The following is a 20,774-nucleotide window of genomic DNA, read 5'->3' on the forward strand; positions in this document are numbered from 1 at the left end:
GTGACGTGAACTGCCTCGTGTGGGGGCGGTAGTTGACTGTCCGGAGGCTGGTGCTGTGATCACTGCTTGGTTACCGGTTCGCTCTGTGTGCGGGTATCGGCTCTGGTGATGGTGGGCGGCGACGCTTCTGAGACCGTGGCCGCTTTGGGGACCGGGGATGACGGTTTGGGGCGGCATCGGGATGAGCTGAGGGTTGCGGCGGTGGCTCAGCTGCTGCGGCTGCGGGCCGCGGGGGAGTTGACGACGGCGCATGTGCGGCTGGTCGCCGACGCGGTGGGCGTGCACAAGAGGACGGTGTGGAGCTGGCTGGCCCAAGCGGAGGAGACCGGATCCGCGGAGAAGCCGGAACGCCGCCGTTTCCGGGTCACCGAGGAGGTCATCGATGTCCTTGCCGACTATCAGGGCAACGTGAAGCGCGCTCACGAGCGTTTGGTCGAGATGGCGGTGGCTGCGGGCCGCAAGCCGCCGGGGCTGACGACGCTGCACGATGCGATCGCGCGGGATCTTGATCCGGGTTTCATGGCGGGCCTGCGCGAGGGGATCCCGGCGGCCCGCGGTTTCGATCCCTGCTTTCAGCGGCCGGCGGTGGCGCGGAACGAGGTGTGGGAGGGGGATCACAAACAGGCCGAGACCGTGGTGTTGATGCCGGACGGGAAGACGTCGAGGGTGTGGGTGACGTGGTTCGAGGACCGCGGTACTGGCCATGTGATGGGCTGGGCGGTCACCGCCGGCTCCGCGCACCGGGGTTCGGTCCTGGCGGCGGTGCGTATGGCGGTGCTGCGCGAGGAGCCCTATGGTCCGGCCGGCGGTCTGCCCTATCTGGTGCGCGTGGATGGCGGTGCCGACTTCCTGTCCAAAACGGTCCGACGGGCCTTCGGTCTGCTCGGTGTCCCTGTGCACCGTGTGCGCAGTGCCCGGCACAAGGGCGGTGTCGAGCGGCTGAACCGTACGAGCATGACGCGTTTCTTCGCTGATCTGCCCCGTTACACGAAGGCGCCCCGGCTCGATCACCGCCGCCGTCTGGGTGATTCGGATCCGCCGCTGACGTTCGAGGCGTTCGTGGGCCTGTTGGGGGAGTGGGTTCACAAGCACAACACCGTGCATGTCATCGAGCGCACGGGGATGACGCCGCTTGAGGCCTGGCAGGCGGATCCCACTGAGATCCGGCCCGAGCCGCGCGCCTGCGAGCTGCGTGCCTTCATGCTGGAGAGCGACCACAGGGTCCGCAAGATCACCAGCCATGGGGTGGAGTTCGGGGGCCGCGCCTATATGCCGGAGAACGGGGTGGGCCGGATCGGGCTCGAGGTGCGGGTGCGGTGGATGCCGCATCACACCCACGAGATCGACCTGTACACCTTTCGCGGCAACCGCTACCTGGGCCGGGCCTTCCTCAGCAACGAGGCCGGCGAGGAACTGCGCGCCAAGGTGCTCCGCGAGCGGGACGAGCACAGCAAAAGCCTGCGACGTGCCCTGCAACGCTCCGGCGAGCGCCGGCGGGAACGCCACCTGCCGTCCACCCGGCCCGAGGTGCCCATCCGTGCCCTGCGCATGACCGAGCAGGAGGCCCGCGCCGAACTCGACGGCACGAAGGCGCCCGCCACGCCGCGGCGCCGCGCCCAGCCGTACCGGCCCCTGACCCCCGTTCCGGCGACGTGGAAACGACCCGGCCAAGACCTCAACCACACCGCATCCAAGGACGACGCCTCGTGACGACCGCCCCCAAGCGCAAACACCCCGGCCAGCGCCGCCAGCCGGCCGCCGCCCTGGCGAGCCAGACATCCAGGCGCCGCCCCGACCTGCGCCCGCAGCACTTTCTCGGCCTCAAGGACTCCACCCTGGTCGCCACGGACACCCTGCTGCAGATCAAAGACACCGTCATCGACACCGTCGAGTCCAGGGCCATGTCGGTGATCTACGGCGGCCCGGGGCTCGGCAAGAGCTTTTCCACCCGGGCCACGGTCCAGGAGATGAACCCGGACCTGATCCTCCCGCTCGACTTCGCCCGCTCCCGCCCCGGGCCGAAGGACCTGCGCGAGGAGCTGTTCCACCAGATGCGGCTCAACAGCAAGATGCCCGGCACACCGACCGCGTTCGACAAACTGCTGCGTGAGAGCCTGCCGCGCCGCCCGTACGTCATCGTGTGCGACGAGGCACAGCAGTACCGCAGAGAGAATTTCGAGTTCCTGCGCAAACTGTGGGACAACTGCGATCCCCAGCCCGCCATCATGTTCGTCGGCGGCCGCGAGGCCTACGAGACGCTGCAGAGCGACCCGGCACTGGCCTCCAGGATCTACATCCGTCTGGAGATCCTGGCGATGACCGAAGACGAGATCCTCAAAACGGTTCCCGACTCCCACCCCGTGTGGCGGGGCGTGGACGAAGCGCTGCTCAAGCGGATCGACACCCAGTACGCGCTCGGCTCGTTCCGCGAGTGGGTCAAGGTGACCAAGCATGTGCTCAAGGGCATGGACTATCTCGGCGCCGAACAGGTCGACGACGAGGTCGTCGACTGGGCCCTGGCCCGATGCTGACCGATCACCCAGCCGCCTTGCCCGACACCGGCACGCAGCCGCTGTCCCCGGCCACCGCAGCCGCGCCCCGGCGCCTGCACTTCCTGGGCCTGGCTGGAGCCCGCACCGTCGCAACCCCCTCACTTGCGGCCGTCGAGGACGCCCTGGCCGACGCCCACGGGCAGAGGCGCTTTCTGTGCGTGCTGGGCGACGCCGGAGTCGGCAAGACCTTCGCCGTCCACCACTGTGCCCATACCCGCTTCCCCACGACCCGCCTCCTGCTGCGGCTGGGGGCCAGGCCCACACCGGCCGATCTGCGTACCCACCTGCACCACACCCTCGGCCTGCCAGGCACCGCGCCTGCCGCACCCGCCCTCGCCGACACACTCATCCGCCGCACGCTCGCCACCCAGCCCTACATCGTGGTGGTCGACGAGGCCGACCGGATGCCCGAGGCCTGCTTCGAGTACCTGCGGTTCCTGTACGACGCCACCCCTTCGGGCCTGTGCGTGGTCCTGATCGCCGGCCAGCGCGGTGCCAAGGCGCTGCGCGCCCAGCAGATGCTGGCCACCCGCACCGCACGGTGGCTGACCCTCTATCCGCTCACCCGCGACCAGATCCCGTACGCGGCCCAGGCCCTGCACCCGATGTGGCAGACCACTACGCCGGATCAACTCCTCTTCCTGGACGGCGTCTTCGCCTCCGGCAGCCTGCGCCGCTGGGCCCTGCTCACCCACCACGTGCAGCGCACCCTGAAGGCCACCGGCCGCCACCAGCCCGACCCCGGCCTGCTGCAGCACACCCTGAACCGCATCGACACCTCATGCCGCCCATGACCCCACCCGCTTTTGCCGCCTGTGCGCCGACCACAGTGCCGCCCGTCTGGCTGCTCCTGGATGCGGGCGACGACCACGCCATCCACCATGCCGCTCACCAGCGTGCCCACCCCGAGGACGGCCGCATCACCACGGACCCCACCCCGCACACCAACAGCCTCGCCTACCTCGCCCTGGACCTGCTGCGCGCCATGGGCCGCGACAGCTTCGCCCGCCCTGACGCCGAGCGGATGGCCACCGACGCGGCCTGGCGCGCGGTGACCTGCTGGACCCTGACCACCCGAATCAGGGAAGCCACCGTGCTGCGCGCCCACCGCCTCACACCCGAACGCCTGGAGCGCCTGGCCACCTGGCGTGCCGAGACCGGCATCCGCCTCGTCCTCGTGGCCCATACACCCACCGAAGCCGCCGAATTGCGCCTGCGCACACGGCTGGCCGCGGCCCGCCTCACCGATCTGCGGACGATATCGGACACTGCGTCCATCCTGGACGCCATCGGCCCGCCCGCCCCGGGCCGGTGCCCGGGACCGCCGCCGTCCGATCATGTGCACCGGCTGCCCAACCTGCCCCGAACAGACGTGGCCGCCTTCCGCGAGGAGTGCAAGCGCCGCCTGAACGAGGCCGACTTCGCCCATACCGACGGCCAGTACCAGGCGGGCTACGCCGCCGCCCGCACCTGGCTCACCCGCCGACCCGCACCATCGGCCGCGCCCCGGACCAAGGATGCCAAGGGCGCTGTCCCCCAGGACAAGGACGCCGTCCCCGAAAGCAGCGGTCACTGGCCGGACTTGGAAGGTCTGCGCCTGTTCCTGGCCCGCCTCACCGTCTCAAGCCCCAGCCCCCAGCACACCCTCGCCCGCGTACGCGGAGCCCAGAGAGGATTCCTCAGCCGGCACCTCCAACTCGACGTCCCTGACGACCTCATCGAGCGGGGCGGCCCCGGAATCACCACCGTGCCGATCACCCCCCGCCGGGCCCACGCCCTGGCCACACACCTGCCCAATCCGCTGCGCGCTGCCGCAGCGGCCGCCCTGCTGTTCACCGGCACCGATCAGTCCCTGCTGGCCATGACCCAGATCGCCAGCGTCGACGAGCACGCCACCCGCCTGGCCATCGACCGCGACTCGCGGATCTACATCGGCACGCCACCCGGCCCGCGGCACATGTACGCCATCCCGCCCCGCGCCCGCCCCCTGCTCACCGCCGCCCTCGCCTTCCGCCGCCGCACCCCGCGCACCACCGACCACCTCGGACTGTTCGCCGGCTGCTTCGGTACCCCCGTCCGCTTCGACAACCTCATCCGCGACGCCGGCCTCGACTTCCCGGCCGTCACACACCCGCACCCCGCACAGGACTGGCACACCGCCGCCCGCTGCCGACACCTGCCCGCCGCCCTGCGGGGATGATGGTCGGGTGCAGCAGCCCTCTCCTGAACCGACACCGGTCATCCTCGCCATTGACGACCTCAGGGCGCTGCCCCGAGCGACACGGCTCGCCCGTACGAGCCGTGAAGGAGTCCAACTCCTCCAGGAGCACCAGCACATCTTCATCGACGAGCTCTGGCTCGACCACGACCTCGGCGGGGATGACAGCATCATGCCGGTGGTGACCCTCCTGGAAGAGGCCGCCTTTTATGGACACCCGTTCCAGATCGGCACCGTCTACGTGCACAGCGCTAACCCCATCGGGGCCGAGACTGTTGTGCGGTCCCTTTCACATTGGAAGTACCGCGTTCGCAGAGCCGCCACCCAATGACAGCTTGCGGCACAGCACCCTGTCACCAGCGCATGCCGAAGGTGTCGAGGCCGCCTCGCCGGGCAACAAGACGATGGACCGCAAGCTCAAGCCCTCGCTGTGGACCGCCTCGTCCACGCCACCGTCGACGACGTGCATCACGACGGCTCCCGGCTCGCCCTGCCCGAGCCCTTCAGCGGCGCGTACGACCAGGAGCATCTGCCGCCCCGCGTCCGGTACGCGATCCCGCCCCACGCCCGGCCTTATCTGCAAGCCGCCCGGTTCTTCCGTCAGCTCGAAGGTGCACCGGGCCACTTCCATCTGTTCAGTAAATCCTTCGGCTACCGCCGCACAGCCCTCGTCAGGGACGCCGGCCACCCCATCCCGGCGCTCGACTACCCGTACCCCGGCCCGGTCTGGCACCACCAGGCCCGCCTGCTGCGTCCGCACTCTCGAAGGCAGCCTTCAAGCGTGAATAGACCGGCATCCGCACGCGGGGACGCGCGATGATGAGCTGTGCTGCACGACGAGCGTGCCGGGGAGGCGTGAAAACGGATCGTGATCACCACTGACCATCCGCACAGGGAAAGGGCGGAACAGCGCCGGAAGTTCGTCCCGCCGTCCAGGTTGCACCTGCCCGACGTTCCGGACCGGGCAGAGGACGCCCTGCTGGACCAGTTGTTGTACGCAACCGCGGACGGATGCCAGGACTGCCGTTCGATGCTGCTCGACCGTTTCGCTCAGGACGCGGGGGCGACGCACAAGCTGGTGGACTGGGCCTGCTGGATTGCGACCGAGGTGTACGGTGGCCTGCCGGCCGAGCTTGTCGACGAAGCCGCGACGGCGGACACCCTCTTTCGCCCCTCGCTCACCTTTTGCCGGCTCGCCGCGGAGTACCGCGCTCGGGGACGGACCAGCAGCGGCATGTACACCGCCCGTGAACCTGCGCAGCGCCGCGAGGCGGCGGACACCGCCGTCACCCTGGTCGCCGGACTCCAGAGGTGCTGGACGGACTTCCTCTACCGGTGACCAGGGTCGTGCCCGATCGTGCAGGCCACGCAGGCGTCGGCGAGCTCCGGCCTGGGCTGATGTTCCCGTAGACGCTGCATCGCGTGGCTGGACAGGAACTCGAAGGACCGAATTGGTTCAGCCTTCCAGGTGTCGGTCGCTGTTGACCGGCGGGCTGCCGGTCGGTGCTGGCGGGTGACGAAGATTCGGGCGTGTTCGTCGAGCTTGGCCGCGACCCGTGGCTGTGAGACCGGCAGGGGTGGAGGCTGGAGTGCAGGGGACCGCGGACTGTTTGGCCGGTCGGACGCGGGAGTGGCCCCGGCCACGGTCCTGGCGTCGGCTGTCCGGTGTCTGCTGCCCTGGGTGTCAGGCCCGGTGCCGCGCAAGTGCCTCTCGCACCGCGGTGATGGCGTGCGCTCCTGTTCCAGGCGCAGGTGCGGCCGGTAGCCCCGGTCCTGGTCGAGGCGGGCCTCCTCGGGGTGAGGCGTGTCTGTGTCTTCTGCTGCCGGTGGCACTCGTGGGCGAGGAGGGGTGGCGCGGTCCATGAGCAGTGACGTGGTGTGCGGGACGCGTCCTTGGATCTGGTCGCGGATGGCGAAGCCATGGGTGTTGTTGGCGCCCCAGTGACAGAGGTCGACGTCGTTGAGCCAGGGCAGATGACGCAGCAGGGCAGCGGCGTATCCGGAGCCGAGGACGGCGATGGCGCCGGGGACCGGCGGCAGCGGGAGATCTGGCCGAACCGCCCGCACTGGATTGCCGACCGGCACATCTGTACGACTTGTGTGGTGTCACCGGTCACGCGTCGGTCTCCGGCTTGAAACCAGCAGCAGGTGCCGACTCGGGCCTGCCCTGCCGGCGCGGGCACCTCGAAGTCGCCCGCTGTTTCTGGCCGGTTGCACGACGAGTTCTCTGACCCGGCCCCTACGGGTCGGTGTTTCTGCAGGTCAGTAAGGGTCTGGCGTGGCAATAGGGCTGCGTGGGAAAAAAGTTGGGTCACGGCGTCCGGATTCGGGCCTCTCGGCGCGTGTAGGTGGTGAGGGCGATAGGCCCTCATCAACGAGTCGATGACGGGAGGCCGGTCGGTGACCTGGCTGGAGTGGACGGGCGCGGGTGGGATCTCGATCCCGCTGTTGTTCCTGGCGTACCACGCGCTGCGCCGTACGAAGAGCGCGATGGAGATGTGCCTGACGGTGTATCTGCACGTTCGCACGGAGCGCGAGCAGCGCGCAACGATGATTGCGATGGCGGCGGCGCTGCCGGAGGGCGGGGCCGCGGCCCGCTTCGAGGAAGGGCAGCCGGCGTGGCTGTTCTACAAGCACTCGGAGCCGGACCAGCGGGCGATCACCTCCCAGGAGGCTGCGTGACCGAGCCCGACCGGGGCACGGACTTCGAGGCGTTCGTCCTCGAGACCAGCGCGGCGTTCTCCCGCGTAGCCCGGGCCGAAGCAGGCGGCGACCTGCACAGCGCCGAAGACGCCGTGCAGGTCGCGTACATGCGCATGTTCACGTCGTGGGAAAAGATCGTGGCGCGGCCCGGTAACCGGGCCGCCTACGGCCGTACCGCGGTGAGGAACGCGGTCATCGACCAGTTCCGGCGTAACCAGCGCATGGTTCCTGCCCCGTTGCAGGAACTGCCCGAACAGGAATCCCAGACCGGTATTCCCGATGCCGCCTACGAAATGATCAAAGAGGGTATCGATGAACTAGTCGCCAAACTTCCCGACCGGCAGCGGCAGGCCATCACCCTGTGCGTTCTTCAGGATTTCAGTCCTGAAGAAGCGGGGAGGCGCCTGGGCCTTAAGGAGGAGTCGGTGAAGAAGTACATCCGCATGGCCATCATGAACCTGAAGAAGTTCGTCAACGAGACCGGCGAGGAGGAAACCGCATGACCACCTGGGACAGGGAAAACGAGCAGGGCGCCATCCGGCTCCTCGCCGTATGGGCCCTGCTCGAACGCTCCGAGCAGGCCCTTTCGGAGAGTCCGCGGACACCCGAGGACTCGGCACAGGCGGAGGGGGGCCAGCTTGCCGGCTGGCCCCCGGCCCCCGCCGAATGTCCGGACGACCCAGACCGTATCGAAGCCAAGGGTGAACTCGTCCTACTGCTGGCACGCGAGTGCGCGCGGAAAGCCACTGCACAGGAAACACGCCGGATCGCGGAACTCCTGGAATATCTGGACAGGGATGAAGAGTCCCTGGCCTGGTGGCAATGGGCGGCAGAACGAGGCGACGCGGACGCGGCGGACTATCTGGAAATGCTTCATGCGGAAAAGCAGGAGCAAGAGAATACGTCAGTCGACTCTTCTCCGCCACCTGAGTTGGAAGAAAGTGCAGCACTGTTCGTGTGGAAAGCCAGCGGCGCAACTGCTGGATCCCGCACTTTTGCGGCAGTTCAAATGGCGCTGAGTGCTGCAGCCAACCCAGGGCTAAGTGAAGACGCAAAGCAGCTGGTGAGGGAAATCGAAGAGTACTTGCAGCACCCTGACCGCATGACAGATGGAAGGCGCCGCTGATGCGAACCATTCTTCTGCCGTCCCACCAAGTTGAAACGAGATCCGTCCTATAGGCAGACTCATCATGAGTGCCTCACGCTGAGGCACAACGACTCGTTGAGGCAGCGGCCCGCCACACTGGCGGGCCGCTGCTGCATCTCCAGAACCGCAAAACGACTCACGGACCCACCCCAGCGCGGCGGGTGATCAAGATTCGGGCGTGTCTGTCGTGCTCGGCCGCGCCCGTAGGCTGTGGGCCTCGTAGGGGCAGAGGCTGGAGCATGGGGAGCTCCAGACCGCTTGCCTGGCGGACGCGGAAGCGGCCTTTTCCTCGACAACCACGGCCCTGGTCCGCGGCTGTCCGGTGTCTGCAGCCCTGGGTGTCATTCCCGGTGCTGTGTCAGTGCCTCTCGCACGGCGGTGATGGCGATGCGCTCCTGCTCCAGGCGCAGGTGCGGCCGGTAGGCGCCGGTCCGCAGGTCCCGGTCGAGGTGGGCCTCCTCGGGGGTGAGGTGTGTCAGGCCGCCGCGTGCTTGGGTCTTCTCCTGGCCCCAGTGGGACTCGTGGGCGAGGAGGGTGGCGCGGTCCATGAGCAGTGACGTGGTGTGCGGGAAGCGTCCTCGGACCTGGTCGAGGATGGCGAAGCCATGGGTGTCGATGTCGCCCCAGTAGCAGAGGTCGACATCGTCGAGCCAGGGCAGATGACGCAGCAGGGCGGCGGCGTATCCGGAGCCGAGGATGGCGATGGCGTCGGGGACTGCTGGCAGTGAGAGGTAGGTGATCTCGTTCTCGAGGACGAAGACGGTGCGTACCCCTGGGGACCAGTGGGCCAGTTCCTCGGCGCGGACGGTGAGTTCGCTGAATGGCAGGGGGGAGTCGCCGAGGTAGCGAAGGCGGATGTAGATGGGCTTGGTGCGAAAGCCGTACCGTGCGACGAGATCGCTCTTCGGTGCGATGGCGTTGACGCGGCTTTCAGGGAGCACACAGTCGAGGAGTTCGGCGAGGATTCCTTTGTTGGTCTCGATGAACTTGGTGTCAACGCCCGGGGTGTCGATCTCGCGCAGGTAGACCGCCTCGGTGTCGTGGTCGCGGATCCAGCACGTGGTGCGCACGAGCTGGTGCCAGTCTGCAGCGTGGGCGAGGACCTTCATGGGATGGTCGGCCATCCACCGTGCGATGCCGGGGTCCTGGCGTGCGGTCTGCTCGTGCAGGGTGTGAAAGCTGTCGACCTGGGTGGTGACGCGGAGCAGCATCCAGAGGCGGTCGCGGGTGTCGACCCAGGCTCGGGCCGGAACGGTATTCGACGGGGTGCCGTTGCGGCCGCCGATGGATTTGGTTTGGATGCGCAGATGGGGGTTCCGGTCGGGGGCCCAGCACTGGGCCCAGGCGAGCGCCTGCTCGTAGTGCTGCAGGGCGTCGGCCGCGGTCGGGCCCTTCAGCGGCACTCCGATGGGTTCGAAGGGGTGACCGCCCGCGGCGGCGGTGAGGTAGCGGCCGCTGGTCCACTTGCGGCGCAGGGTTTCCACCACATGCTCGGGGCGGGTCCATGCTGCCGGGGTCACGACTGCTCCTTCGGGGGCTGGTTCGCCTGCTGGGCTGCTGCCTGCTTGCGGGCGCGGAACTCCTCGATGGTGAGGTTGTTCAGGCGGGAGCGGGTCTTGTCGGGGCGGTCAACGTAGCCGACGCGGGTGACGTGGGGCTCGATGACGTGGAGTTTCTGGAGCGGGGTGACGACGAGGAGTTGCAGACCCAGGCGCTGGAACAGGTCGAGGGCGAAGTGGGCGGAGGGGTCGTCACCGCGTCCGAAGGCTTCGTCGATGGTGACGAAGTGGAAGGTCTTGGGTTTGGCGGCGGTGGGGTCGATGCGGAACTGGTAGGCGAGGGAAGCAGCGAGGATGGTGTAGGCGAGTTTTTCCTTCTGGCCGCCGGACTTGCCGCCGGAGTCGGAGTGGACTTCGTACTCGGCGTCGTCCTCACGGTTGAGTTCGCTGGCGGAGAAGACGAACCAGCGCCGCACGTCGGTGACCCGGGCGGTCCACTCCTTGTCGAGACGGGTGTGCTCCGGGCGGCCCTTGAAGCGGTCGAGGAGCGCCTTGACCTGGAGGAACTTCTCTTCGGTGTACGCGTCGCCGGCGTCGTTCGAGAGCGCTTCGCTGGTGCAGGCGCGCAGGTCGTGCTGGAACTCGCGGACCTCCCTGTTCGGCGTGGGGGCGGCGTTGAGCCGGATGTAGCGCCCCGGGTTGTAGTCGATGCCGGCCAACGAGGTGTTGATCACGTCGATGCGCTCGCGGATCTGCTGTTCCTGAGCACCGAGATGGGCCTGGAAGGAAGCGATGTCGCGGATGACGTTGGTGCGCAGGTACAGGAGGAACTGTTCCTCGAACCGGGGCAGGTCCTCGTCGGTGAGCCGGCTGTGCAACGTGCGGTAGCCGTCGGCGGATTCGATGGTGTTGTCCAGCTCGGCGGTGTGGACCGGGTATCTGCCGCGGAAGGCGGTCATCAGCCCCGCTGCCTGGCTGCTGGCGTGGCGCAGGGCGTCGTGGCGGCTGCTGCTGCTGCGCAGCAGCCGTTCTTCGGCATGACGCTCGGCGTCGTCCAGCATCTCCAGGAGGCCGTCGCCGTCGGCCGCGGGCAGGAACTTCCTCAGGGCGTCCTCGTGCTCCGCCATGCCGTCGAGGTCGCACGTCGCGAGGAACGTGGTGGTCCTGTCCAGCAGGTCGGCGATGTGCTGGACGTCGCGGCGCAGGCCGCCCAGCTCCTCCTGCCCCGTGGTGAACGTCTTGCTGATCTGTACGATCTCGTCCTCGGTCCGCCGGAGCTGTGCGGTGAGCTTGTCCAGACCGGCTTCTGCTTCCAGGGCGCTCTTCTGCTGCTCGAACTGCTCGATGTCCGCGACGGTGCTTGGCCAGTCGAGTTCCGCGTAGGCGTCGACGCTGGCCAGCAGGGTGAGGGCGGCACTGGTTCCGGCGCGGGCCCGCTGCTGCTTCTCGAGTTCCCGGGTGGCCGTGGTGATGTCGGCGCTTTCGCGGGTGAGGCGGGTGGCCTCGGCGAGGAGGGCGTCGAGCTTGGCCTGGTTGCTCCAGCCCAGCACCCAGTTGCGCCGGTCGTCGATGCGGTGGGTGTCGTTCTTCTCGTGGCGGCCTCCGCCGCCTTTGATAAGGCCCTGCCGGGTGACGGCGGGCCGGGTGGTGCGGGTGAACGCGTCCAGGTTTTCGGCACACAGGTAGTCGGCACGCGAGCGCAGCCGCGCGGCGAGCCAGTCGCGGGCCCAGCTGTCGGACTTGAGCTGGAGTTTGGCGGTCAGCAGGGTGGGGTCGTCTGGCAGCGTGGTGAGGGGTGTGTGGGCGGGGACTTGGTAGTAGACCAGTCTGAGGCCCAGGTGACGGCCGTTGACCCAGGCCGAGACTGTGTCGTAGTGGGCGTGTGGGACCAGCAGGGACAAGGCGAACCCGTGCAGTACGCGCTCGGCGGCGCCGGCCCATTCGGCTTCGTCGTCGCGGACCTGGATCAGCTCGCCGGCGAACGGCAGGACCTCGTCGGAGACGCCCGTGGCGGTGGCGAGTTCGCGGCGCAGGGCCAGCAACTGGGCGGGGATGCTGGAGCGCTGCTGTTGCAGGCTGGTGATCTCGCGCCGCAGCGCGTCGGTCGCGGTGGTGTTGCCGTGGCGCGCGATGGCGAGATTGTCGAGTTTCCCGCGGGCCTGCTGCTCTTGTTCCTCGGCCCGGGAGCGGGCGGTGGAGATCTGGTCGGTCCGTTCGCGGAAGGAGGCGGCGTCGGTGACGGGATCCATGCCGGCCTGCGCGAGCCAGGTGTCGTACTCGGTGGCGCGCTTGCGGCGCCGTTCACGTTCGCGGCCGAGCTCTTTGATCCGGCCGGTCAGGGAGATGAGCTTCTCCCCGCCGACGCCGTCGATACGGCGCCGCAGGCCGTCCGCAGTACCGCGCAGCTGCTCCAGCTGCCGCTCGCGAGTGGACTGCAGTTCCTCCAGTTCCGCCGCACCGGACATAAGCGCGGTGTGACGTGCCGTGAGAAGCCGGTGGCGGTGCTGGGCGAAGAACGCGGGGACGGCACTGCGGCGCTTGTCCAGGGCGGTGATCTCCCCCCGGACGGTGTCGTACCGGTTGCATGCCACCACGATCGGCGTCAGATCCTCGATCATCCGACGGGCCCGGACGACTTCGTTGTGGCTGGCGGTGAGCGCGTCGAAGTGGGCGACGATCTTGTCGACGGCCGTCTTCGCGTCGAACGGCTCCAGCATTCGCTCGCGGACGAACTCGTCCAGGCTGCCCACGGCCTTCATTGACACTGTTTGGTGGAACAGGTCCAGGGCCTGCAGGCTGGGGATGCCCAGGCCTCTGAGCAGTGCCTTGCCGTACTGGGTGTATGTGCTGCCGTGGATGGTGGCCCCGCGCTGTTTCAGCTGCCGGCGCAGGTCGGTGATGTCGGTGCCGAAGCCGGTGAAGTCGGTGTCGATGGACAGCGGTGCCTCGGCGGTGAGGTAGAACCGCTCGGGCTGCCCGGTGCTGTTCGGGGATGTCCAGTAGAAGACCTGGGCGAGCGTGAGGTGGGTGCCGAGGGTGTAGTTGGTGAAGACGCCCAGGATCACGCTGTAGGAGGTGTGGTCGCGCAGTCCCACGGGGCGTGTGGTGTCGGAGGCTTCGACGCGCTCGTTCTTGTGATGGCCCAGAACGTAGGACCGTAGGTCGCGCTCCTTGGCGTCGGCGCCTGCCGCTTTGTTGTAGGCGATCTTGTGGGCGGGCAGAAGCAGCGTGGTGAGCGCGTCCACGAGGGTGGACTTGCCCGATCCCACGCCCCCGGTGAGCAGGGCGCAGTGCCCGTCGATGGTGAAGGTGCAGGTGGTGCGGTGGAAGGTGCCCCAGTTGAGCACTTCCAGGCGCGTGAGCCGGTAACCGGGGCCGACGCCGGACGTGCCGACAGGCTCTGCGGTGGTTGCCTGTCGTGGGATGAGCGCTGCCGGGTTGGTGGTGAGGGTCATGTGTCGTCCTTGGCCGTGGTGGAGGCAGCGTCGCGGTAGGTGGCGAGGAGGTCGTTGAAGTCGTTGAGGGCCTGGGCGTCGACCAGGGCCTTGATGTGGCGGCGGACCTCGTAGGTGCCGGTCTGTTTCGTCTGGCGCAGTGCCTTGAGGTCGACGAGCTTCTTGATGTGGGCGTCGATCTGGTCGACGAGCTGGGCTTCGTTGCTGCGTGGTGGGAGGAAGCCGCGGATCATCTCGACCAGGTCGTCGCGGGTGAGTACCAGGCGCGGGTCGGCGGAGTCGGTGTCGCTGTCTGCGAGTCGTCCGCGCAGCAGGACGAGCATCAGGCTGACGGGGAACGAGAGCCGGTGGCGGGTGACCAGCCGCGGCACCGTGGCGCCGTCGTCACGAGAGTCGAGATCCTGCTGTCGGACGTAGGCGTAGCCCTCGGCGCGGTCGATGACGACGTCGAGGCCGATCACGCTGAGGTAGTCGCCTATCGCCGCCTGCTGGCTGACGATCTGCTCCCAGACGGCAGGTGCATCGCTCTGATAAAGCACACCCGCTTTCAGCAGGTGGACCACGGGGACGGTCAGGGCGTCGCTCACTGATGCTCCGCCTTTCCGGCGGCGGTGCCGCCTTCGTCGCGTACGAACGTCACGTGCGGCACCCTCGCCTGCGTGCGCCCGGGCACGTGGACGCGCGGGTAGACCAGGAGATCGGTGCGGTCCGGGTCCACGATCATGTCCAGGTCCGGATGCTCCACCTGGAAGTAGGCGAGCAGTTCCGCGAGCCCCAGGGTCAGCGGGTGGTCGTCCACGATGGCGGCCAGGTTTGTTTGGCCGCTCGGGCTTGCAGCGACCGCCTCCAGGACATGACCAGCCAGCGCCTCGGTGTCGACGCGGACGCCGGAGAAGAGCTCGGAGATGTCCACCTCCGCGTCGTCGGATTCCTCCACAGCGGCGGTGTCCAGCTCGATGCGTTCGACCGGCATGTACAGGCGCCGCTCCATCGGCAGCGTCAGATGTGCCTGAGAGACGTCCAGCGCCATGCCGGGCAGGTTGGCCCGGCCTTCCAGGGCGGTGACGTGACGCTGGATGGAGCGCACCAGCGCCAGTACGCGGCGGTCTTCTGCTCGGCTGCGGTCGACCAGGAAGCGGCGCAACTGCTCGGTCAGCTGCCGGACCGTGTCCTGGGTGTTCTCGGCTGCCTCCAGCCAGGCGAAGGGGATCTTCAGCAGGTTCTGGTTGGCCCTGCCTTCCAGCTGTGGCAGCTGGTTGACCTGTTGCAGCAGCTCCCGCAATTCCTGCTGGCGGCGGGGGGAGAGTAGATAATCGAAGAACGCTTGGAAGCTCTGTCCCTGATCGGACCGGGCGATCTCGTCGCGGTCCAGCAGGAACGCGGCCAGTTGCTCTCCCTTCCCGCCCTCGGCGGTGGCGACCTGGTGGCGCAGACGTACGTCCAGTTCCCGAAGATTGGCCTCCACTTCGCGGAAGTCCCGCAGGAGTTCGACCGCGGTGCTCTCCACCTGCTGGTAGCGGTCCAGCAGTGCGAGCGGGGACAGCATGTCGACCTCACCCGCGCGCAGCCGGGCGATCTGGGCGTCGATCGCGTCACGCTCCCGGCGCAGTTCGTCAATGCGTGTCTGCGGATCGGTTTCCGTTCCGAACGCCATCTGCCGCAGGAGCGCGACGACGGTGTTCAGACGGGACTCGGTTCCGATGAACGAACGTGCGGGCAGATCCCGCACCCAGGCCACGGCCTTCTCGAGGGCCGCAGTCGCGTCAAAATGCGCCTCATCCTCCCCAGGCGGGTAGTACTTACGCAGCCAGCCGTTCTTCGTCCACTCCGCCAGATACACGTCGGCGGACCGGGGAAAGGAGCCGGGCTTTTCCTCGTTGAGGAGGTAGAGCCGGTCGTCCAGCCGGGACTCCAGCACGGTCTCCGGCACACCGCGCGCGTTCTCGTCCACGAACACCGTGCCGCAGAAGGACAACACCAAGGCGGCGTTGTCCGCGCGCAGCAGCACCCATGCCGGATGGCGAACAAGCTCCGTGACCTGATCGAAATCCACGCAACCCCCTGATCGCATGCAACATCTGTCCCGCTCTGGGCACTGCAGATGAATTCACTGTAGAAACCGGCACTGACAAAACCCGAAAAGCGAATGAACTTGCGAATCCTGACGGAATTTCACCTCGCGCACAGGCGTCCGCCCGGGCGTCATGCGGCGATGCGGTGTTGGGCGAGCTTGTCCAGCATGATCTGGTTGGCTTCCCAGCCGTCGGGGAATTTGGCGCGCACGGACAGGTGCACCGGGTCGGTCGAGGGGTGGCTGTCCAGGAGGTCGGCGATGCCCTCGCGGGCGACGACGATGCACGCCTGCCGGTGGCGGGAGGCAAGCACGCACAGCCGCCCGGCCTCGAGGTGGAAGGCCGTGGCGTCCCGGCGGCCGGACAAGGGGTGTACGACGATGACGACTTCGAACTCCCGGCCCTGCAGCCGGTTCGCGGTGTCCACCGCCACGCTTGGCGCGCTGGGGCTGCCTGTCCGGGCGAGCGCGGTCCGGACGAGGTCGGCCTGGTCGCGGTGGGTGACGCCGATGGCGATGTCGCTGGCTTGCAGGGGCCGGCCGCCAGGGTGCCGCTCGCAGGTGGCGGCCGCTCCGCGGTCCAGCAGCCGGCCGGCGAGGTCGGCGGCGGTCTGGAGGGTTTCGGTGTCGGTGCGCGGGACGTGCCGGCGACGCAGTTCGTGCAGGGCCCAGCCGGTGGTGAACGCCTGCGCGAGTGTCTCGTCCAGATCGGTGCGGCCGAACCCGGTGGTGCAGAACTCCAGGGCGCGCGCGCTTTCACCGGTTCCGGCGGTGAAGTGGGTGAACGGGTAGAACGCCCGGGAGATGGTGGGCGTGGCCGAGGACGGCAGGCGCCAGGACACCGGCAGCCGGTGCATGGGGATGTTTTGGTTGTGCGCCAGCATCACGCTGACGCCGTTTTGCGTGGGGTCGTGTGGCAGTCCGATCCAGCGTTCGGTGCCGACGATGGTGAAAGGGTCCAGCTGGCCGGGGTCGCCGACGAACAGGCCCCGCTCGAAGCGTTCGACGATCTGCAGCAGCATGTCCGAACGCATCTGGTAGGCCTCGTCCAGGATTGCCCAGCCGAACGTGGCGTCGCGGACGGTGGCCCACTTGGCGGCGGTGGCGACGATGATGCGGCAGCCGGTCAGGTCGGCCAGGGTACGGGCGACGGTTGTGTTCGTCAGGGCACTGAGAGTGGGAGGCGGGTTGTACGTGCTGGAGCTCAGCCGTCCGACAATGATGCTGGGATGCTCTCTGGCCAGGCGCACGACCAGGTCGTCGACCTGGTTGTTGGTCTGGGCGACGATGATCGGGCGCTCGCCGCCCTCGGTCAGTTCGTGGGCGGCGCGGACGACCAGGGTGCTCTTGCCAGCGCCGGGAGGAGAGTCGACGACGACGGCCCTGTGACGCCCGTTGGCCATGTTCGCGAGAATCGCCTGGGTTGCAGCGGTGGCGGCCGTCGCCGGGTCGGAGGCGGCCGGTTCGGGCGTCGCGGTGGTGTCAGTCCTCATTGCCCCACTCCTCTGCGGCGGCGTTCTCGGGTACCTCGGTGTTGCTCGTGTCGGAGGCGCTGTGTGTCCATGGGGTGGCGTCGGAGGCCGGGAACTGCGGTGTCGGGCGCCACCCCGGATCGGGCAGGTAGGCGACGTACTGACCGGGCTCCGGGACGGTGCCCGGCTTCGGGACGCGGCCGTGTCCCATGCCGGCGTTGACCTCCACCGTGATACGTGTGGCATCGCCGTCGGGCAGGACAGAGACGATCATGGCTTTGTGGCCGGCCGGCATGGACGGGCTGATCAGCTTGGTGTCGGCGGCAAGCCGCACGGGATCCTCGGTGCGGACGGTGACCAGTGGCCGCGGCACCCGCCTGTTGTTGTCCGTGGTGGCTGTCCGGCCTGGTTCGGTCTCCACGACTGTCCCGGCGAACGCCTCACCGGCGCTGCGCCGGTCGGCCAGCACAAAACGGTCGTCGAACGCCATGTCGGACTCGAATTCAGCCAACGCGCGCTCCAGCCGGCTCAGCCGCCGGGCTGCACCGATCGCGGTGTCCCGCTTGCGCTGCGGGAGGCCGTCGGAGTCCCGGTAGTCGGAGTACTTCGTGAAATCCCTGCAGTCGCCCTCGAAGCGCTTGGCGGTGCGCGGTGCTTCGGGTACGGAGCGCAGCAGTGATATGGCCTGCCACACCGTGCGCCAGGTGGGCTGGATCTGTCCCGCGATCAGTTCCCGCAGTTCGGCCTCGGCGGCGGCCAGCGCATGCGGATCGCCGAGCGTGCGGGCCGTGTCGAACCTTCTGATCGCCGGGGCCAGGTCGCGGTTGTCGAACTCGGGGGAGGTCGACGGGCCTGCTGGCGGGCACACGTCCGGATTCTCCGCATCGGCCATGGCCTGCTCGACGCTCAAGCCCGACGGGGGAGAGATCCAAGCCATCAGAGAGGCGAGATTCTGGTCCTCGAGCGTGCTCTGGCCTGTCGCCCAGTGCTCGGTGAGCATTTCGGTGACGGACAGCAGCAGGGAGGTGCCGGCCTGTTCGGCCCGCTCGATCAGGAACGTCAGCCACATGCCGAACTCCGGTACGACGTCCGGTACCGCGTAGGGACCGGACGTCGCGCGGAAGCGGCACATGCGGCCCAGGTCGGCCAGGGCTTTGACGCCGCTGGGGTTGGGAACCAGGATCTGAGGCGCGTCGGTGTACCGGGAACGCTCGCCTTGCCCGCGGCGGTCCTGGCGGAAGGAGTCGATGTAGTCCATCACGATCTGGCCGAGGTCGGCGGCGAACGCGAACCGCTGGTCGCGGTTGCGGGGCTGGGCCACTACGAGCAGGGTTCCGTTCCTTTTGGCGGAGCCGACCATCGCGGCCAGCGGAGCCCCGGCCTCTCCGGCCATGGCCAGCGGGACGATCACCAGTGGCCGGCCGGACAGGTGTCGGTGCCGGAACTTCGTCAGAGGCACCGCCTGCATCGATTCCATCGCCTGCACGTGTGCCAGCGCCGACAGCACGCTCATGCCGCACCCCCGAGGTCTTCCAGTTCTGCGCGCAGCCGTGCGGCGTGCCGCAGGGCCGCGGCCATCTCCACCTGGTCCTTGCTCGGCGTCAGTTCTCCACGCGCCAGTCCCATGACCATGGTCGTGGTGTCGATGCCGCCGAACTGCTCGCGCACCACAGGCCCGAGGACATCCAGCGAGGCTTCCGCGCGGGCGCGGGAGCGGCAGTAGAAAGCCATTTCGCAGTGGTTCAGGCAGTCCGGGCGGTACGTCACAAGGACCTGGTCCAGCGCCTCGGTCAGCTCCTCGGCCGGGCGCCGGGGCCGATTCTCCGGGTCCGGGGCCAGGTCGAAGGTGAGGTTCTCGGGCAGCAGATCCACCAGGTCCCCGATGCGCTCGATGCGGGACAGCTGACGGGTTAGAGCGGCCACCTGCTTGCGGGCGTCGACGAAGGCACCGGTCGGCCGGTTGGTGAAGTCTTTCGGCGCGACGAGCACGATCGTGTCGGAGACGACCTCCTCGCCGATGCCGGCCCGCCCGAGCAGGTCGCGCAGCGCGATGATGTACGCGCACGCCTGCGTGGTCGCCGCCCGCACCTGTGCGGGGGGTGCCTGCTCGTCGATGATCGGGAAGCTCTTGATCTCCACGACGTAGAAGCGTCCGTCGATGCGAAGGGCGACCAGGTCCGGCTCCAGGTACGCCTTGTGCCCGCCGATCAGCAGGCACAGCATCGGGTGGTCGAACAAGGTACCGTCGCCCTCGCCCCGGGCAGCCCGCAGCAGGACCTCCTCGGTGCGCTCGTGGCGTTCCTTGGAACGGCCGTCGCCGCCGACATCGTTGAGGTCCTCGTAGCCCACCTCCGGCAGTGTCAGCTTCAAGGTCTCGCGCAGGACGCGCAGGAGCTCCGCGCAGCCGTTGTCCTTCACCATCGCCTCAAAGGCGTTGCCGCGGGTGATGGCGAAGGAGGACTGGCCGAAAGACGGGGGATGGCCGACGTGTGCGGCGATCGCGGCCTTGTCGGAGCCGGAGGCGTCCAGCAGGGCCCGCAGCGTGCAGCGCGGGTTGTTCTCCAGGGCCGCCAGCGACCGGGCGTTGTAGTCCAGGCGCTTCGCGGATCCGCGAAGCGCGGCGAGGCGGTCGTCGACTGGTTCTTTCACGGTCTCGTAGATCCTTGAGGGGGAGAATAAGGATGCGGGAGCGGAATCAGGCACGGGCCGACCGCAGATGCGTCACGCCCCGCAGGGGCGCGCCAAACAACTGCTCGTCGTCTCCGAGGGACTTACGGGCCCGCCGCGCGGCTGCCGTCCGGGTGGCACGGTCGGCGTCCGTATGCACTTCCAGCTCGGCCAGGGCTGCATCGATCACCTGCTGCGCATCCAGCGCACCCTCGTGACCGGAGACATTCTTCGGCATGGCATCGGGGATGCTGACGGCGAAGCGCCACAGCAGCCGCATGGCCTCCGGGCTGGGCCCGTTCGCAGTGGACCCGGCCGAGGCATGCACTGCCTCGGCGATGCCGATCGCGCTGGTGAGGAAGTCCACGCGCGGTGACAGCGGGCCGATGACGCGCTGTTCCAGCGTCCAGGTGCTGATGCTGATCAGTGCCCGCACCGGTGTCAGCAAGTCGTGTGCCAGTGCTGGACACAGATAGTACGGCCGGGCTCCCGGACTGGAGCGATAGGAGCGCTCCTCGTCCCGGCGCAGGCTGGACAGCTTGGACGCGGACAACTCACCCGGGAAAAACGCCTCGTGCACCCCGACGATCAGTTTGGGCGCGGCCGGCGCCCTCAGGAGCATCAGGGCGCGGTGGACATGCTCGCGCGCCGGGAGCTGCGACCCCCGGGCGGCCGGAGTCGCTTCCGGCACGGAGTGGGGCGCGGCGGCCGCCGGTTCATTGGCATCGAGGAGGGCGTCCCAGGCCCGTTCGGCGCGGCGCAGCTGCATCCGCAGCTCGCCGGCCCGCTCGGCGTCACCTGCTGCGGTGGCATCGCGGATCGCGCGGCGCAGGGTGCCAATGCTCTTTTCCAGGGCGTCCAGGGGATCACTCATGTACCAGACGCTACCAGAGTTCCAGAGTTTTCCAGACTTCTTCCTGTGATTCGAGGTACAGTCGCAGTCACTGAACCTCCGGCCGCGGCGGCGCAGCCCGCGCCGCCTTACTGGCC

At 68.4% G+C, this 20,774-nt stretch carries 19 protein-coding genes; 10 read left to right on the forward strand and 9 right to left on the reverse strand.

Annotation, left to right across the window (positions count from 1 at the left end):
- Positions 1-108: 108 nt before the first annotated feature.
- The 7 genes from DN051_RS40705 (at position 109) to DN051_RS40735 (ending at position 6,109) form a co-directional block, all read left to right on the forward strand.
- Positions 109-1,710, forward strand: coding sequence for a Mu transposase C-terminal domain-containing protein (locus DN051_RS40705; RefSeq protein WP_246040811.1), 1,602 nt, complete (start codon positions 109-111; stop codon positions 1,708-1,710).
- On the forward strand, positions 1,707-2,531 hold the full coding sequence (locus DN051_RS40710; RefSeq protein WP_112437509.1) for an AAA family ATPase: 825 nt from the start codon (positions 1,707-1,709) through the stop codon (positions 2,529-2,531). The genes DN051_RS40705 and DN051_RS40710 overlap by 4 nt, the downstream gene beginning before the upstream one ends.
- Positions 2,532-2,548: 17 nt before the next feature.
- Positions 2,549-3,346, forward strand: coding sequence for an AAA family ATPase (locus tag DN051_RS40715; protein ID WP_246040813.1), 798 nt, complete (start codon positions 2,549-2,551; stop codon positions 3,344-3,346).
- Positions 3,343-4,752: a hypothetical protein gene (locus DN051_RS40720; RefSeq protein WP_162624718.1), complete on the forward strand. Its 1,410-nt coding sequence runs from the start codon at positions 3,343-3,345 to the stop codon at positions 4,750-4,752. Before DN051_RS40715 ends, DN051_RS40720 begins: the two co-directional genes overlap by 4 nt.
- Positions 4,753-4,759: 7 nt before the next feature.
- Positions 4,760-5,101: a cyclic-phosphate processing receiver domain-containing protein gene (locus tag DN051_RS40725; RefSeq protein ID WP_112437506.1), complete on the forward strand. Its 342-nt coding sequence runs from the start codon at positions 4,760-4,762 to the stop codon at positions 5,099-5,101.
- Positions 5,102-5,200: 99 nt separating this feature from the next.
- Positions 5,201-5,590: a hypothetical protein gene (locus tag DN051_RS40730; RefSeq protein ID WP_112437505.1), complete on the forward strand. Its 390-nt coding sequence runs from the start codon at positions 5,201-5,203 to the stop codon at positions 5,588-5,590.
- 48 nt (positions 5,591-5,638) lie between these two features.
- Positions 5,639-6,109, forward strand: coding sequence for a hypothetical protein (locus DN051_RS40735; protein WP_246040814.1), 471 nt, complete (start codon positions 5,639-5,641; stop codon positions 6,107-6,109).
- On the opposite strand, the gene DN051_RS48010 is transcribed toward DN051_RS40735, so the two are convergent.
- Positions 6,100-6,855: a Wadjet anti-phage system protein JetD domain-containing protein gene (locus tag DN051_RS48010; RefSeq protein WP_112437503.1), complete on the reverse strand. Its 756-nt coding sequence runs from the start codon at positions 6,853-6,855 to the stop codon at positions 6,100-6,102. The genes DN051_RS40735 and DN051_RS48010 overlap by 10 nt on opposite strands.
- A gap of 297 nt (positions 6,856-7,152) precedes the next feature.
- Between DN051_RS48010 and DN051_RS40745 the strand changes: the two genes are divergently transcribed.
- Genes DN051_RS40745 through DN051_RS45540 form a run of 3 tightly spaced genes read left to right on the forward strand, consistent with a single transcriptional unit; the run spans position 7,153 to position 8,599 of the window.
- A complete protein-coding gene (locus DN051_RS40745) occupies positions 7,153-7,452 on the forward strand; it encodes a hypothetical protein (protein WP_246040815.1) in 300 nt (99 codons plus the stop codon).
- Positions 7,449-7,976, forward strand: coding sequence for an RNA polymerase sigma factor (locus DN051_RS40750; RefSeq protein ID WP_112437502.1), 528 nt, complete (start codon positions 7,449-7,451; stop codon positions 7,974-7,976). The genes DN051_RS40745 and DN051_RS40750 overlap by 4 nt, the downstream gene beginning before the upstream one ends.
- Positions 7,973-8,599, forward strand: a complete 627-nt coding sequence (locus tag DN051_RS45540) for a hypothetical protein (RefSeq protein WP_159054302.1) — start codon at positions 7,973-7,975, stop codon at positions 8,597-8,599. Before DN051_RS40750 ends, DN051_RS45540 begins: the two co-directional genes overlap by 4 nt.
- A gap of 362 nt (positions 8,600-8,961) precedes the next feature.
- On the opposite strand, the gene DN051_RS40755 is transcribed toward DN051_RS45540, so the two are convergent.
- The 8 genes from DN051_RS40755 to DN051_RS40790 all read right to left on the reverse strand — a co-directional run bounded on the left by DN051_RS40755 (position 8,962) and on the right by DN051_RS40790 (position 20,658).
- A complete protein-coding gene (locus DN051_RS40755) occupies positions 8,962-10,140 on the reverse strand; it encodes a Wadjet anti-phage system protein JetD domain-containing protein (protein ID WP_112437501.1) in 1,179 nt (392 codons plus the stop codon).
- Entirely contained in the window at positions 10,137-13,574 is a 3,438-nt protein-coding gene (locus tag DN051_RS40760) for an ATP-binding protein (protein WP_112437500.1), read from the reverse strand. The genes DN051_RS40755 and DN051_RS40760 overlap by 4 nt, the downstream gene beginning before the upstream one ends.
- On the reverse strand, positions 13,571-14,161 hold the full coding sequence (locus DN051_RS40765; protein ID WP_112437499.1) for a DUF4194 domain-containing protein: 591 nt from the start codon (positions 14,159-14,161) through the stop codon (positions 13,571-13,573). The genes DN051_RS40760 and DN051_RS40765 overlap by 4 nt, the downstream gene beginning before the upstream one ends.
- Complete coding sequence (locus DN051_RS40770) at positions 14,158-15,627, reverse strand: DUF3375 domain-containing protein (protein ID WP_246040816.1); 1,470 nt, start codon at positions 15,625-15,627, stop codon at positions 14,158-14,160. The genes DN051_RS40765 and DN051_RS40770 overlap by 4 nt, the downstream gene beginning before the upstream one ends.
- A gap of 149 nt (positions 15,628-15,776) precedes the next feature.
- A complete protein-coding gene (locus tag DN051_RS40775; protein WP_112437497.1) occupies positions 15,777-17,138 on the reverse strand; it encodes an AAA domain-containing protein in 1,362 nt (453 codons plus the stop codon).
- Positions 17,128-18,630: a hypothetical protein gene (locus DN051_RS40780; protein ID WP_112437496.1), complete on the reverse strand. Its 1,503-nt coding sequence runs from the start codon at positions 18,628-18,630 to the stop codon at positions 17,128-17,130. Before DN051_RS40780 ends, DN051_RS40775 begins: the two co-directional genes overlap by 11 nt.
- A complete protein-coding gene (locus DN051_RS40785; protein WP_112437495.1) occupies positions 18,627-19,766 on the reverse strand; it encodes a hypothetical protein in 1,140 nt (379 codons plus the stop codon). The genes DN051_RS40780 and DN051_RS40785 overlap by 4 nt, the downstream gene beginning before the upstream one ends.
- Before the next feature lie 46 nt (positions 19,767-19,812).
- Entirely contained in the window at positions 19,813-20,658 is an 846-nt protein-coding gene (locus tag DN051_RS40790; protein WP_112437494.1) for a hypothetical protein, read from the reverse strand.
- Positions 20,659-20,774: the final 116 nt, after the last annotated feature.

The sequence above is a fragment of the Streptomyces cadmiisoli genome, assembly GCF_003261055.1.
In the GTDB taxonomy this organism is placed as follows: Bacteria; Actinomycetota; Actinomycetes; order Streptomycetales; family Streptomycetaceae; genus Streptomyces; species Streptomyces cadmiisoli.

What these genes read in the sequence shown, in the direction of transcription:
- DN051_RS40720 (WP_162624718.1), top strand. Translation starts at nt 3,343, where the DNA reads ATGACCCCACCCGCTTTTGCCGCCTGTGCGCCGACCACAGTGCCGCCC.
- DN051_RS40780 (WP_112437496.1), bottom strand. Translation starts at nt 18,630, where the DNA reads ATGAGCGTGCTGTCGGCGCTGGCACACGTGCAGGCGATGGAATCGATG.
- DN051_RS40705 (WP_246040811.1), top strand. Translation starts at nt 109, where the DNA reads ATGGTGGGCGGCGACGCTTCTGAGACCGTGGCCGCTTTGGGGACCGGG.
- DN051_RS40775 (WP_112437497.1), bottom strand. Translation starts at nt 17,138, where the DNA reads ATGAGGACTGACACCACCGCGACGCCCGAACCGGCCGCCTCCGACCCG.
- DN051_RS40760 (WP_112437500.1), bottom strand. Translation starts at nt 13,574, where the DNA reads ATGACCCTCACCACCAACCCGGCAGCGCTCATCCCACGACAGGCAACC.
- DN051_RS45540 (WP_159054302.1), top strand. Translation starts at nt 7,973, where the DNA reads ATGACCACCTGGGACAGGGAAAACGAGCAGGGCGCCATCCGGCTCCTC.
- DN051_RS40745 (WP_246040815.1), top strand. Translation starts at nt 7,153, where the DNA reads ATGACGGGAGGCCGGTCGGTGACCTGGCTGGAGTGGACGGGCGCGGGT.
- DN051_RS40790 (WP_112437494.1), bottom strand. Translation starts at nt 20,658, where the DNA reads ATGAGTGATCCCCTGGACGCCCTGGAAAAGAGCATTGGCACCCTGCGC.